This window comes from Achromobacter sp. K91 (assembly GCF_003576205.1).
Classification (GTDB): domain Bacteria; phylum Pseudomonadota; class Gammaproteobacteria; order Burkholderiales; family Burkholderiaceae_B; genus Achromobacter; species Achromobacter aegrifaciens.
In genome coordinates, this window is the sequence record NZ_QWFB01000034.1 from 114,878 (window position 1) to 127,316 (window position 12,439).

Consider the following 12,439-nt stretch of genomic DNA (forward strand, 5'->3'; position numbering starts at 1 on the left):
CAGAGCCGCCTGGCTTAAGCCGGGCGGCTTTTTCGTGTCCGCGCGGCCCGGCATCGGCCAGCATCCTCCAGAACGGCGAGCGCGCGCGGCCTGCAGGCGATTTTTCGCCTGGGCATGCGACAATTGACTCCTCTTTTTCAGGGTGACCGTGTCCATGCTCGATGAAATCTTGCGTTTCCTTCTCGAAATCGTGTTCACGCTGTTTGGCGCGGCGCTGATTGCGCGCGCCTGGATGCACGCGATACGGCTGCACCCCTTCAACCCGTTGTCGCGCTTCATCTACCAAGTCACCAACTGGCTGGTGATGCCGCTGCGCAAGATCATTCCCGCCGGCAACAAGATCGACTGGACCAGCCTCGTCGCCGTGTGGTTGTCCGCGTTGGTCTATCTGGTGCTGATCTGGCTGGTGGTGATCGGTGCGCTGATTCCGCTGGATTACCTGCCCAGGGTCATGGGCTCGGCGCTGATCATGGCCGTCAAATGGGCGCTGAACCTGGTGGTATGGCTGACGCTGATCCAGGCCGTGCTGTCGTGGGTGAATCCGATGGCGCCCATGATGCCGCTGCTGCAGGCGCTGACCGCGCCCATGCTGGACCCCATCCGCCGCCTGCTGCCGCGCACCGCGATCGACTTTTCGCCGCTGGTGCTGCTGATCGTCGCACAGGTGCTGTTGATGGTGCTGTCCAACATCAGCCAGCGCATGGTGGGTCTGTAAAGCGGCGGGGCCACGCCCCGCCGGCCCTTACGCCGGAATGCCGGCGTAGATCTCGACCAGCTTCTTGCGGTCGATCTTATGATTGTTCGACATCGGTAGCGCCGCGCAGGCCACCAGCTCGGACGGCACCATATAAGGCGGCAGGCGCTGCGCCAGCCGCTCTTTCCAGCCCGCCAGCGCCTCAGGCGCCAAAATGCGCGGCGCCTGCTCCTCCACCCCCGCCACGAATCCGATCAAGCGCACCGCCGTGCCGTCGGGCCTGCGCAGCACTGCGCAGGCGCCGCCCTCCACGCCCGGCAGGCCATGCAGCGCCTCGTCGATCTCGGCAAGCTCGATGCGATAGCCGTTCAACTTGATCTGGTCGTCCATGCGGCCGCGGCAGAACAGCAGGCCGTCGCTCTCCATCTGGCCCAGGTCGCCCGTGCGGAAGGCGCGGCGGCCGTCAGCGTAGGTGTAGAGCTTGGCTTCGTTCAGGTCCGGGCGATTCAGATAACCGCGCATGACGTGGTCGCCCACGATGCAGATCTCGCCTTCGTCCACGATCAGCACGCTATCCGGCTTGGCATGCCCCACGGGCAGCGGGTCGTGCGCGGCCAGGACGGCGTCCGTGACTTCGATCCAGGTGGTCGCCACGGTGGCTTCCGTGGGGCCGTAGGTATTGAGGATGACGGCATCCGGGAAACGCTGGCGCAGCTTCTTGGCCAGCGCCGCGGGCAGCGGCTCGCCGCAAAACAGGAAGGTGCGCAACCCAGGCAATGCGGCCGGCGAGAAATCGCGGTTGGCCAGTTGCTGATGCGCGAACGACGGCGTGGACACCCAGACCGTCACACCGTGCTCCGCCAGGCGGGCCATCCAGGCAGCAGGCGCGGCGATCTGCTCCCGCGCGTTCAGCACGCAACAGCCGCCTGCGGCCAGCGTCGCGAATACCTCGTACATGGACAGGTCAAAGCTGAAGGGCGCCTGGTTCATGAACACGGGCGCTTCGCCCAGACCGAAGCTGCCCAGCATCCAGTCGCCCAGCAGGCCCACGCTTTCGCGGCCGATCTGCACGCCCTTCGGGTCACCCGTGCTGCCGGACGTGAACATGACGTAGGCCAGGCCGCGCTCGGCCAGCATGGCGCCCTCGCCCGACGTGAAGCTGCCGCTGGCGGCATCGAACACGGCGGCGGCGCGCACGATCTCGACGATGCGGCGCAAACGCTCTTGCGGATAGATGGTATCCACCGGCACGAACGGCGCCCCGATCAGCAAGGCGCCGACCATGGCGACGAAGAATGCAGCTTCCTTGTGACCATAGATGGCCACCGGCACGTCCGGCGCCACGCCATGCCTGCGCGCCTCGTCGGCCCAGGCACCTGCCTCGGCGCGCAATTGCGACCAGCTCAGGCTGCGGTCGGCGGCGACGACCGCAGGCGCGTCGGGCGCATATCCGGTATCTGTGAACTGGAAAGACTTCAGATCGAAACGCATGCCGAAACTCCCGGCGTCAGATGGGACTGCGGCCGCTGAACACGTACAGCGCCAGCGCAGCAAGAATCAGGGTGAGCACGCGCCCGAGAAAGCGCATGACGGGCTGCGCCAGCGCAGCCTGCAAGGCCGGGCGGGTGCGCGCCGCGTTGATCAGCAGGTTGTGGCCCACCGAGTACGCACCGAACATCAGGCCGCTGACGATGTAGTGCAGCGACAGGCCATTCCAGACGCCCATGGCCAGCAAGGTCGCGAAGATGCCGATGCTCTGCGCCGCCATGCGGTGGCGTCCAAAGAACTTGGTCTTGCTCAGCGCCTTGTAGATGGGCATGAACACCACGTCGCGCAACCACTCCGACAGGCTGATGTGCCAGCGGCGCCAGAAATCCTGCGGGTTCAGTGTGGCCAGCGGATTGCGGAAGTTGATCGGCAACGTGAATCCGAACAGCATGCCGATACCGATCGCCATGGTGGAATAGCCGGCGAAGTCGAAGAACAGATAGGCGCTGTAGAGCGTAGCGTTGAGCGCCACGCCAGTGAACGAATAGTCATGCGCGTCCAGCGTCGCAAGGCCGTAGCGCCAGATCAGTTCGGCCACGCCGAACTTCTGGATTACGCCCAGCATGATGAGCTCCAGGCCGCTGAGCCAGGTGTTCAGGTTCACGCCTTCGTAGCCGCGCTTCAGGTCCGCCTGGAAATTACGCCAGCGGTACATGGGACCGGCCAGCAACGTCAGCGGGAAAAACAGGTAGATGAAGTAGTCCAGCGGCGACACGCGTTCGTTGCGCTGCGCGAACAGCAGCACGTCGATGGCGCGGAACGTGGCGAAGGACAGCCCCAGCATGGCACCCAGGTGCGACACGCCCGTCTTCACCAGCAGCAGCGGCGTCATGGTGATGATCACGGCCAGCCAGGTGGGGATGTAGTTGCGCCGCACCGCCCACAGCGCGGTGCCGGAAATGGCCAGCAAGGCGATGGGTTGATACGGGCGCGCCCAGAACACCGCCATCCACACGCCCAGGCAGATCACGCCGATGATGTGGCGGTAGCCGATACGGAACGGCATGCCGAAGGAACGGTAGGCCAACAGGCCCAGGCCGCCGCACAAGGCGCCGCCGAAAAAGCTCAAGCTTGCGAACAATTCCATGGCGGGCTCAGAACTGTTGGTATTGGAATTCGACCTTGATCGGCCCGCCGCTGCCCGTGGTGGGCTGCGCCTGCAGCACGAACACCAGGATCACGCCGATATACAGGCATAGGTGCCAGAGAAATCGGCGGCCCCAGGCGACGGCCGCCTTGCGGGTTTCCTGCCCTTCAACAGCGCGGCCGGCCTCGGGCGCGGCCGCGGGAAGAATCTTGCTCATCGGGAAAAGTACTCCGCAATGCCTTGATCGGCCATGGCCCAGCCAAGTTCGGCGAGGTGCATGTCGTCGCGCAGCATGCCCGGTTCAAAGGGGATGCTGTAGAGATCCAGGCAGCCCATCTGGTAGCGCTCGCACATACCCGTGATGGCGGCCACCACCGGGTCGAAGCGTTCCACGTCCAGGATGAGCTTGGGATTGAAGGGCTGGATGACGAAGTAGGCGTGGACCTTGCGCTTCTGCAGCAAGGCCATCACGCGCGACAGGTCGCCGAGTTCCGTGCGGGTGATCGGATCGATGTCGGCGAACTCGTTGCGGGCTGGCGAATACAGCGCCGCCAGGTACTGCTTGTAGTAATCGTCGCGCACGTCGTAGGGGTTATGGCCGCCCAGGTCCTGTTCGACCACGCGCGCCTGATGCGTCAGCCGGCCCCACTGGCCCTGGTCCAGGCGTGCGGCCGACGGCCACGACACGTAGCGGTGCGCCGGCACGGATAGCTTGGTGCGCGGACGATCGGGTGCAGGTTCCTTGCGCGCATGCCACCACAGCGCCAGCTTGTCCTTCAGCTCGGCAACCTGGCCATTGGCGATGAGCCACAGCAGGCCCCAGTTGGCGTTGTCGCTGATCCAGTTCTGCATCTGTTCGCGCGTGTTGGGCTGGTCCCAGAGCCGGTCCCAGACCGGTCCCGTGACGTGCTCCGCGAACGCGCTGCGCGGCAACTGCCCGCCCGAGGCAAACCAGGCCGGCGACAGCATGATCACCAACCGTGTATTGGGCGTGAGCGAATCCGCCACCGACTCCAGCACGCTGACGATGCCATAGGACTGGAACATGGCGTGGCCATAGGCCAGCGTCGGCACTTTCAGCTCTTCGGGGAAGAAGCGGTAAGGCACGAAGCGCAAGTCGTGGCTGGACAGTTCGGACGAGCCGAGCACGACCAGCGTGCCATCGCTCAGGGCGTTGCCCAGGCGGTTCAGGTTGACGTGCTGCGTACCCCAGTCCGGCCCCAGGTTGGGCAGGTAGTTGCTCTTGGCGGAGCCCGCGGCCGAGGGCGCCGACATGGGATTCACGACGCGGCTGAGCAGATCGTCCGCGCCGCAATACGTACCCACCGCCAGAGCCACCGCCGTCGCGGCTGCCGCGACGTGAGACAACAGCCGGGTATTACGAAGTATGGGCAGCGACATAGCCGGCAAGCGTGCGGACCGACTGTAGGTGCTCCGCGATCTCGGGAGCCGGAATGCTGCAGCCGTACTCCGACTCGACCGCCAGCGTGATGTCCACGGCGGCGAGCGAATCGACCAGGCCTGTGGCAATCAACTGCGTATCGGGGGTGACTTTCTTCATGACGATCGACTCGACGATCTCGCCGATCTTGGTGTGGAGTTCTTGCTCGGTATGCATAGATAGTGCGGCGTTACAGGCCTGATCGGCCAACAATCCCCCGCCCCGGGATTCAGGACGACGAGATTACAGAGAAACTGCTGAAACCAGGCTGAATATCCAGCCCCCCGGCAATCGACGTTCCGATGCACTCAGTTACATGATTTTCGCAATGCGACGTCGATCGCAGGCGCAATCATGGCACCACGTTCGTCAAATCGCCATGACGCTTTTGGAGGAAATCGCGAGAAAACGCTGGCAAACGTAACGTTCGCGGGTAAGTCCCTGGGCGCCGCGTTGCGGCCGAGCGACAGATTTTTACGCTTATCCAGCTTTTGCCGCCTTGCCCCCCTTTTCGCCCCATGCGCCGGCAATAAAAAAGCCCCCTGACGGGGGCTTTTGCGTGGCCGCGCCGCAAGCGGCGCTGGACTGGTCATTACATCGGCGTAACGCGGGTCGGGCCGGAGCCGCTGATCACCTGCACGCGCTGTCCCACGCTGATGGGCACATCGGCTTCCTGCGCGACCACGCGGGTTTCGCCGTTGTCCAGGCGCACGGTGATTTCGTAGCCGGAATTCTTGCCGGTCTGGTTCTCGATGGCGTTACCCGCCAGCGCGCCCAGGATGACACCGCCCACAGTGGCGATGGTGCGGCCGGTGCCGCCGCCGATGGCGTTACCCGCCACGCCGCCCAGCGCGCCGCCGGCCACCATGCCGACGCCGCTGGACTTGTCGTTCTGGATCACGATAGGACGCACGCCGGTGACCGTGCCGGTACGGACGATCTGCTCGCGCTGCGCCTGGTCATAGCTGTAGACGCCGCTGGACGCGCTGCGGTTGGCGCAGCCGCCCAGGACCGCCATCGAGGTCACGACGGCGGCGATCGCCAGCCAGCGCCCCGCGCGCGGCGTCACCAGGGAAAAAGTTTTGCTTTGATTCATTTGGACTCCTCGATCGGCCGTTGCCGACGATGTACTCATCATACCCTGGCCCCGAATTGGGGCCAGCGATGCTGCAACACACTGAAACGCACCGCCAGAAGCTGAAAAACACAGCCGCAAAAGACGCCGGAACACGGCGTCTTCAACCCTCGCCAACGCTTCGACCGCAGCGCAACTGCAGGGTTCCCGAGGGGTTTAGAGCGGCAGATGAATACCGTAGGTCGCGTGCAGCACGGCGTCGATCTCGGCGCGCGATGGCGCATGGTTTTGCGGGCCGCGCGAAGCGATCTTGATGGCGCCCATGACGTTGCCCAGACGGCAGCTGTCTTCCCAGTTCCAGCCGCTGGTCAGGCCGTAAAGCAGGCCGCCGCGCTGCGCGTCGCCGCAGCCGGTCGGGTCGACCACCTGGGCCGCGCGCACCGGCGGAATCTGGATGGTCTTGCCTTCGGTCAGCAACGTGGCGCCTTCCGCGCCGCGCGTCACCACCACGGCCTGCAAGCTGCGGGCGATGTCGTCCATGCTGCGGCCCGTGCGCTGTTCCACCACGCCGGCTTCATAGTCGTTCACCGTCAGCGCCTGCGCCAGCTTGAGCATGCGCTCCAGGTCCGCCCCGTCGAACAGCGGCATGGCCTGGCCCAGGTCGAAAATGAACGGAATGCCGCGCTTATGCAGGCGCTCGGCATGGGCGAACATGCCTTCCTTGGCGTCGGGCGCAACGATGGCCCAGGCCGCGTCGGCGTCGCTCAGATCATTTTCCGCCGCGTGCGACATGGCGCCCGGGTGGAAGGCAGTGATCTGGTTGTCGTCCAGATCGGTGGTGATGAAGCACTGCGCGGTGAACGTTTCCGGAATCACCTTCACGCGGCTGACGTCGATGCCCAGGCCAGCCATGCGCTCCATGTACTCGCCCGCGTCTTCACCCACGGTCGCGACAGGCACTGGCTTGCCGCCCAGGAGGTTCATGTTGTAGGCGATGTTGCCCGAGCAGCCGCCGTATTCCTTGCGCATGCTGGGCACCAGGAACGACACGCTCAGCGACTGGATGCGGTCGGCCAGAATGTGTTCCTTGAAACGTCCTTCAAACACCGCGATGGTGTCGAACGCCATCGAACCGCAAACCAGAACTGGGGTAGCCATGCGAGTCATCCCTTAAGGAAAGAATTTATTGATTTGAAAGCCATTGACCTGGACGCCAGTCACTTCAATCGGCACGGAAATCTTCAATTCGCCCTGAGGCGCGAAAGGACCGCGCAGTTGCTCAGGCGTCAGATAATCTTCGGGCTTGAGCGCGCGGCGCACCACCACCGTGTCCGACAGGTCGTTCAGGTCCAGCATCAGGGCGGGCCAGTGCTGCGGCTTGTCGTGACGGTTGCGCATCACCACCGTCAGCACCAGGCGGCTGCGGCCGTCATCGATCGCTGCCGCGCCGGTCGGCGGCTGCAGCGACGAGGAAGTGATGTGTATGAGTTCCAGGCGACGCGCGTACCCCACGGTGCAGCCCAGCGGCTGGCACGCCATCTCCAGCGCCGGCCGCAGAATGGGCACGGAATTGGCGATATCGGTGCGGTACACGTATGCCAGTTGCAGGCCCAGCGCGATCAGGCCGATCAGGCAGGCGTAGCCCCATAGCTTGCGCAGCAGGCCTTGCCGCTTCTCGCGGTCCTGGTCGAGGAATTCGGGCGGCGCGCGGCCCACGTCGGTGGCGCTGGAATAACGCGTGCGGGTGTCGCCCAGCACGGGCTCGCCAGCGTCTTCGCGATCGGGGCCGTGATCGTCGCGGTAGTGTTCCCGGTAATCGTCGGGGTCGTCGTCGCGATGCTCGTCGGCGTACTCGTTGTCGTATTCGTCGTCGCGCGCTTCGTCACGCACGTCGGCGCGAGCGCGGCCTATGGTGAAGGACGGCTCCGCATGCTGGCCGCGCACGGCCGTGTCGGCATGATGCCCCGCCCTCGAAGCCGCGGGCGCAGTCCAGCGCAGCGGATCCTCGTCATCGCCTACGTCGTCGTCGGCCAGGTCGTCCGATTCATGACGCCTTGCATCTTCCTCGCCTGGGGTCGGTTCGGCTCGCCGGCGGATATCGTCGCGGCCGCGCAGCACGGCAGGCGGCACCGCGGGCGGACTGTAGGGCGCCGCCACGGGTGCGCGCGGCGGTTCGGGCTCGTCGTCCCAGGGCGCGATCTGTGAAAAATCCACCGCGTGCGCGGGACGCTCCGGCGGCGGTGCGGCGGGAGGCAGAGGCGCAATGGGGGCAACCGGCACCTGCGGCGCAACGGGCGTCGCCGGCGTCGCCAGGACTGGTGCGGCCTGGCTGGCGGCGGGCGTCACCGGCATCGGCGGTGCGGCCGGCGGCACGGATTGCGGCGCCGCGCCCGCGGCCGGCAGCAGGCAGGCGCGCCCGTCAAACACGGTCGAGCAGGCGCCGCAGCGCACCAGGCCATTACGGACCCGCAGCTGGTCAGGCACCACCTTGAAGGTGGTGCCGCACTGCGGGCAACGGGTGGTCAGGGCCATGGCGCGATCCAGCGGTGGCAGCGCTCAGGCCTTCTGGCCGTGCAAGCACACCCAGCCGTCGCGCGCGCGCCAGACCGACATGGCGATCCAGGGCGCGTAGGCGGCGGCCACTTCCTCGGCCTGCCGTTCCAGCACGCCGGACAAGACCAGATGGCCGCCCGCGGCAACGCGTCCGGCCAGCATGGGCGCCAGCACCTTCAGGGGGTTGGACAGGATGTTGGCGACCACCACTTCGAACGTGCCATCCGCCAGCCCGTCAGGCAGCATGGCCCGCAGCTCGACGTGGTTGACCTCGGCATTGAAGATGGTGCTCTGCACTGCCTGGGCGTCGATATCCACCGCCTGAGTCGGACCCGCGCCCAGCTTGCGCGCGGCGATCGCCAGGATGCCCGAGCCGCAGCCGTAGTCCAGCAGCGTGGCGCCGGCCGGCAACTCGGCTTCCAGCCAGGCCAGGCACAGATGCGTCGTGGGATGGCTGCCGGTGCCGAAGGCCAGGCCCGGATCCAGCTCGATGTGGATTGCGCCTTCCTGGGTGGCGGCGTCCGGCTTGAAGGCCGGCACATCGGGATTGTCGCGGTGCCAGCTGGGCACGATCCACAGGCGTTCGGCGATATGGATGGGGCCGAACTGCGACTGTGTCAGGCGCACCCAGTCGGCGTCGGGCACGTCACGCAGGCTCCAGCCCTCGAACACGGCGGGATCGAGTTCGCCCGCGGCGGCGGCTTCTTCCATGATCTGCGCGGGATCGGCTCCGTCGGGCAGCAGGGCGACGACGCGGTTGCGGTCCCAGGCCTGCACGTCGGGCTCGGTGCCCGGTTCGCCGAACAAGGGACGCTCGTCGTCGGTGCCCAGGTCGGCATCTTCGACGGATACCGACAGCACGCCTGCTTCCAGCAGGGCATCCGAGAGGGCTTCGGCCTGCGCCTCCAGGCAATGGAGCACGAGTTCACGCATGATGATTCTTCCATCTGGTCAACGGGCCGCGGCTTGCGCCGCGGCCCGTTGACCGTAAAACAAAACAGGAGCGGCCCGGGAGCGGAAAGCCCCCGGATCGCGGTCAGGGACGCTGAGCCAACTTGTGTTCCAGGTAATGGATGCTGGTGCCGCCTTCGATGAAGCGGGCGTCCTGCAGCATTTCGCGATGCAGCGGGATGTTGGTGGAAATGCCTTCCACCACCATTTCCGACAGCGCGGTGCGCATGCGGGCCAGTGCCTGGTCGCGCGTGTCGCCGTAGGTGATGACCTTGGCGATCATCGAGTCGTAGTTCGGCGGCACGAAATAACCGTTGAACGCATGCGAATCGATACGCACGCCCGGGCCGCCCGGCGTGTGCCAGTTGGTGATGCGGCCGGGGCTGGGCACGAAGCGGAACGGATCTTCCGCGTTGATGCGGCATTCGATCGCGTGGCCCTTGAAGGTGATGTCGCGCTGGCGCAGCGTGAACTTTTCGCCGGCGGCGATCAGGATCTGCTGCTGGACCAGGTCCACGCCGGTGATCAGCTCGGTAACCGGGTGTTCGACCTGGATGCGGGTGTTCATTTCAATGAAATAGAACTCGCCGTTTTCATACAGGAACTCGAACGTGCCCGCGCCGCGGTAGCCCATCTTGCGGCAGGCATCGGCGCAACGGTCGCCGATGCGCTCGATCAGGCGGCGCGCGATGCCGGGCGCCGGCGCTTCCTCGATGACCTTCTGGTGACGGCGCTGCATGGAGCAGTCGCGCTCGCCCAGCCAGACCGCGTTGCGGCCGCCGTCGGCAAGCACCTGGATTTCCACGTGGCGCGGATTCTCCAGGAACTTCTCCATATAGACTTCGGGGTTGTTGAACGCGGCGCCCGCTTCGGAACGCGTCATGGTGACGGCGTTCAGCAGCGCAGCCTCGGTATACACCACGCGCATGCCGCGGCCACCGCCGCCGCCTGCCGCCTTGATGATGACCGGATACCCGACTTCGCGCGCAATGCGGACGATTTCCTGCGGATCGTCGGGCAAAGCGCCTTCCGAACCCGGCACCACCGGCACGCCGGCTTCGATCATGGCGCGCTTGGCGCTGACCTTGTCGCCCATCAGGCGGATGGTGTCGGGACGCGGACCGATGAAGACGAAGCCACTCTTTTCGACGCGATCGGCGAAGTCGGCATTTTCGGACAAGAACCCGTAACCCGGGTGGATTGCCTCGGAATCCGTGACTTCGGCCGCCGAAATGATGGCCGGCATGTTCAGGTAGCTTTCACGCGACGGCGCGGGCCCGATGCACACCGATTCATCGGCCAGGCGCACGTACTTGGCTTCGCGGTCGGCTTCGGAGTGCACCACCACGGTCTTGATGCCCAGCTCGCGGCAAGCGCGCTGAATGCGCAGGGCGATTTCGCCCCGATTGGCGATCAGGATTTTTTCGAACATTTTCAGCTATCAGCCAATGACGAACAGGGGTTGACCGTACTCGACGGGCTCGCCGTTTTCGACCAGGATTTCTTTGATGACGCCGGACTTGTCGGCTTCGATTTCATTGAGCAGCTTCATGGCTTCAATGATGCACAGCGGATCGCCTTCCTTCACCGTGGCGCCGACGTCGATGAACGGCGCGGCGCCCGGGTTCGGCGCGCGATAGAACGTGCCGACCATCGGAGCCTTCACGACATGGCCCTGGATCACCGGCGCAGCTTCGGCGGCGGCGGGCGCGGCCGGAGCGACGGCCTGGGCCACCGGCGCCGCCGGCACGCCGGCTTCGGGGTGGTGGTAGGCGACCGGTTGCAAGGTCTGCGAGAACTTGACGATCCTCACCTTGCCTTCGCCTTCGGTGATTTCCAGCTCGGCGATGCCCGATTCAGCCACCAGGTCGATCAGGGTTTTGAGTTTTCGGAGGTCCATAGAAGCTGCTTCCCGAGATAGTGTCGGCGACGTCCCAGCGTCGGGTCCGCGCCGTATAAGATGTAAATGCTGTGGTTTGGTGCGAGATCAGTGCCGCACTGCGTAACGCAGAGCCGCCTCGTAGCCATCCGCGCCCAGGCCGCTGATGAGGCCTACCGCCAAGTCGGACAGATAAGAGTGATGCCTGAAGGGCTCTCGCTTATACAGATTGGACAAATGTACTTCAATAAATGGGATCGCGACCCCAGCCAGCGCATCGCGAATTGCGACGCTGGTGTGCGTATATGCCGCCGCGTTGATGATGATGAAGTCGGTGCCGTCTTGCCGGGCCGCCTGGATGCGGTCAACCAGCGCGCCTTCGTGATTGCCTTGCCACGCTGTCAGCGTGGCGCCCAGTTCGCCTGCGAGCAGCTCAAGTCCCTCGTTGATCTGTTGCAGCGTAAGGCTGCCGTAGATGTGAGGTTCTCGGGTGCCGAGCAGGTTCAGGTTCGGGCCATGCAATACCAGTATGTTTTGCGCCATGCGCTTGCCAATGAGTGGTTTGCCAATTGTTGGCAAAACAGCCGATAAACCAGCTTTTTACGCCAATTCCTACTATTTGTCCAACAGACTTACGCCTTTAAACCAGATAAGGTGCGATCCAGGTCGTCGGGCTGAATTTCACCCAATATCTTCCGGTTAATTCCGCCATCTGCATTGAAAACAATAGTAAAAGGCAGGCCACCGCTGGGGTTTCCCAGCTTACGCAATGTATCGATGGCGCCGGCCCCTATCACCCACAAGGGGTAGGAAACCTGTACTTTCTCGACAAATTTTTGCATATTCGCAGCCGAATCGACACCAATGCCGACAAATCGTACATGCGGGTACTTTTTCTGCAAAACGTCGAGCTCGGGCATTTCTCGGACGCACGGCGCGCACCAGGTTGCCCAGAAATTGACCACGATGGGCTGGCCTTTCCAGCCCGCCAGCGTATGGGACGCCCCGTTCAGGTCGGGCAGCGGCATCTGCATCAGGGCGGCGACGGGATCGCCGGCATCGGCTGCGGCCGAGGGCGTCGAGGTCTTGCGGCCCATCAGGGTGTAGCCGCCCGCAACCGTGGCGGCTATGGCCACGCCGGCGGAAAGAAGTAGGCGTCGATTCATGGCGCGATCATAACCGCTGCCGCAGGTTTGCGCCGCGCGGGCCGC

14 protein-coding genes are annotated in these 12,439 nt (G+C 64.9%); 1 reads left to right on the top strand and 13 read right to left on the bottom strand.

Annotated features, from left to right (window positions below; all coding sequences use genetic code 11):
* Positions 1-154 precede the first annotated feature (154 nt).
* Positions 155-715, top strand: coding sequence for a YggT family protein (locus DXK93_RS17550; RefSeq protein WP_054458342.1), 561 nt, complete (start codon positions 155-157; stop codon positions 713-715).
* Positions 716-742: 27 nt separating this feature from the next.
* On the opposite strand, the gene DXK93_RS17555 is transcribed toward DXK93_RS17550, so the two are convergent.
* The 13 genes from DXK93_RS17555 to DXK93_RS17615 form a co-directional block, all read right to left on the bottom strand.
* Complete coding sequence (locus DXK93_RS17555) at positions 743-2,185, bottom strand: D-alanine--poly(phosphoribitol) ligase (RefSeq protein WP_054458340.1); 1,443 nt, start codon at positions 2,183-2,185, stop codon at positions 743-745.
* Between the two features lie 16 nt (positions 2,186-2,201).
* Positions 2,202-3,329 carry an MBOAT family O-acyltransferase gene (locus DXK93_RS17560; RefSeq protein ID WP_119450713.1) on the bottom strand — a complete coding sequence of 376 codons (1,128 nt, stop codon included), beginning with the start codon at positions 3,327-3,329 and terminating at the stop codon, positions 2,202-2,204.
* 7 nt (positions 3,330-3,336) lie between these two features.
* A complete protein-coding gene (locus DXK93_RS32150) occupies positions 3,337-3,546 on the bottom strand; it encodes a hypothetical protein (RefSeq protein WP_054458336.1) in 210 nt (69 codons plus the stop codon).
* Positions 3,543-4,730, bottom strand: coding sequence for a D-alanyl-lipoteichoic acid biosynthesis protein DltD (locus tag DXK93_RS17570; protein WP_054458333.1), 1,188 nt, complete (start codon positions 4,728-4,730; stop codon positions 3,543-3,545). Before DXK93_RS17570 ends, DXK93_RS32150 begins: the two co-directional genes overlap by 4 nt.
* Entirely contained in the window at positions 4,708-4,947 is a 240-nt protein-coding gene (locus DXK93_RS17575) for an acyl carrier protein (RefSeq protein WP_006226661.1), read from the bottom strand. The genes DXK93_RS17570 and DXK93_RS17575 overlap by 23 nt, the downstream gene beginning before the upstream one ends.
* 415 nt (positions 4,948-5,362) lie before the next feature.
* Complete coding sequence (locus DXK93_RS17580; RefSeq protein WP_013391382.1) at positions 5,363-5,866, bottom strand: glycine zipper 2TM domain-containing protein; 504 nt, start codon at positions 5,864-5,866, stop codon at positions 5,363-5,365.
* Positions 5,867-6,061: 195 nt separating this feature from the next.
* Positions 6,062-7,003: a carbohydrate kinase family protein gene (locus DXK93_RS17585; protein WP_054458332.1), complete on the bottom strand. Its 942-nt coding sequence runs from the start codon at positions 7,001-7,003 to the stop codon at positions 6,062-6,064.
* A 12-nt stretch (positions 7,004-7,015) separates the two neighbouring features.
* Complete coding sequence (locus DXK93_RS17590; protein ID WP_119450714.1) at positions 7,016-8,377, bottom strand: DUF3426 domain-containing protein; 1,362 nt, start codon at positions 8,375-8,377, stop codon at positions 7,016-7,018.
* Positions 8,378-8,401: 24 nt separating this feature from the next.
* Positions 8,402-9,331, bottom strand: a complete 930-nt coding sequence (prmA, locus tag DXK93_RS17595; protein WP_119450715.1) for a 50S ribosomal protein L11 methyltransferase — start codon at positions 9,329-9,331, stop codon at positions 8,402-8,404.
* Positions 9,332-9,434: 103 nt separating this feature from the next.
* Positions 9,435-10,781: an acetyl-CoA carboxylase biotin carboxylase subunit gene (accC, locus tag DXK93_RS17600; protein ID WP_054458326.1), complete on the bottom strand. Its 1,347-nt coding sequence runs from the start codon at positions 10,779-10,781 to the stop codon at positions 9,435-9,437.
* Positions 10,782-10,790: 9 nt separating this feature from the next.
* Complete coding sequence (gene accB, locus DXK93_RS17605) at positions 10,791-11,249, bottom strand: acetyl-CoA carboxylase biotin carboxyl carrier protein (protein ID WP_054458324.1); 459 nt, start codon at positions 11,247-11,249, stop codon at positions 10,791-10,793.
* A gap of 87 nt (positions 11,250-11,336) precedes the next feature.
* Positions 11,337-11,771: a type II 3-dehydroquinate dehydratase gene (aroQ, locus tag DXK93_RS17610; RefSeq protein ID WP_013391376.1), complete on the bottom strand. Its 435-nt coding sequence runs from the start codon at positions 11,769-11,771 to the stop codon at positions 11,337-11,339.
* 89 nt (positions 11,772-11,860) lie between these two features.
* Positions 11,861-12,394 carry a TlpA disulfide reductase family protein gene (locus DXK93_RS17615; protein ID WP_054458322.1) on the bottom strand — a complete coding sequence of 178 codons (534 nt, stop codon included), beginning with the start codon at positions 12,392-12,394 and terminating at the stop codon, positions 11,861-11,863.
* Positions 12,395-12,439: the final 45 nt, after the last annotated feature.

Bases quoted from the DNA above. Each gene is read 5' to 3' on its own strand.
- DXK93_RS17615 (WP_054458322.1), bottom strand. From the start codon at position 12,394: ATGAATCGACGCCTACTTCTTTCCGCCGGCGTGGCCATAGCCGCCACG.
- DXK93_RS17555 (WP_054458340.1), bottom strand. From the start codon at position 2,185: ATGCGTTTCGATCTGAAGTCTTTCCAGTTCACAGATACCGGATATGCG.
- DXK93_RS17580 (WP_013391382.1), bottom strand. From the start codon at position 5,866: ATGAATCAAAGCAAAACTTTTTCCCTGGTGACGCCGCGCGCGGGGCGC.
- DXK93_RS17575 (WP_006226661.1), bottom strand. From the start codon at position 4,947: ATGCATACCGAGCAAGAACTCCACACCAAGATCGGCGAGATCGTCGAG.
- DXK93_RS17570 (WP_054458333.1), bottom strand. From the start codon at position 4,730: ATGTCGCTGCCCATACTTCGTAATACCCGGCTGTTGTCTCACGTCGCG.
- DXK93_RS32150 (WP_054458336.1), bottom strand. From the start codon at position 3,546: ATGAGCAAGATTCTTCCCGCGGCCGCGCCCGAGGCCGGCCGCGCTGTT.
- aroQ (WP_013391376.1), bottom strand. From the start codon at position 11,771: ATGGCGCAAAACATACTGGTATTGCATGGCCCGAACCTGAACCTGCTC.
- prmA (WP_119450715.1), bottom strand. From the start codon at position 9,331: ATGCGTGAACTCGTGCTCCATTGCCTGGAGGCGCAGGCCGAAGCCCTC.
- DXK93_RS17560 (WP_119450713.1), bottom strand. From the start codon at position 3,329: ATGGAATTGTTCGCAAGCTTGAGCTTTTTCGGCGGCGCCTTGTGCGGC.
- accB (WP_054458324.1), bottom strand. From the start codon at position 11,249: ATGGACCTCCGAAAACTCAAAACCCTGATCGACCTGGTGGCTGAATCG.
- DXK93_RS17590 (WP_119450714.1), bottom strand. From the start codon at position 8,377: ATGGCCCTGACCACCCGTTGCCCGCAGTGCGGCACCACCTTCAAGGTG.
- accC (WP_054458326.1), bottom strand. From the start codon at position 10,781: ATGTTCGAAAAAATCCTGATCGCCAATCGGGGCGAAATCGCCCTGCGC.
- DXK93_RS17550 (WP_054458342.1), top strand. From the start codon at position 155: ATGCTCGATGAAATCTTGCGTTTCCTTCTCGAAATCGTGTTCACGCTG.
- DXK93_RS17585 (WP_054458332.1), bottom strand. From the start codon at position 7,003: ATGGCTACCCCAGTTCTGGTTTGCGGTTCGATGGCGTTCGACACCATC.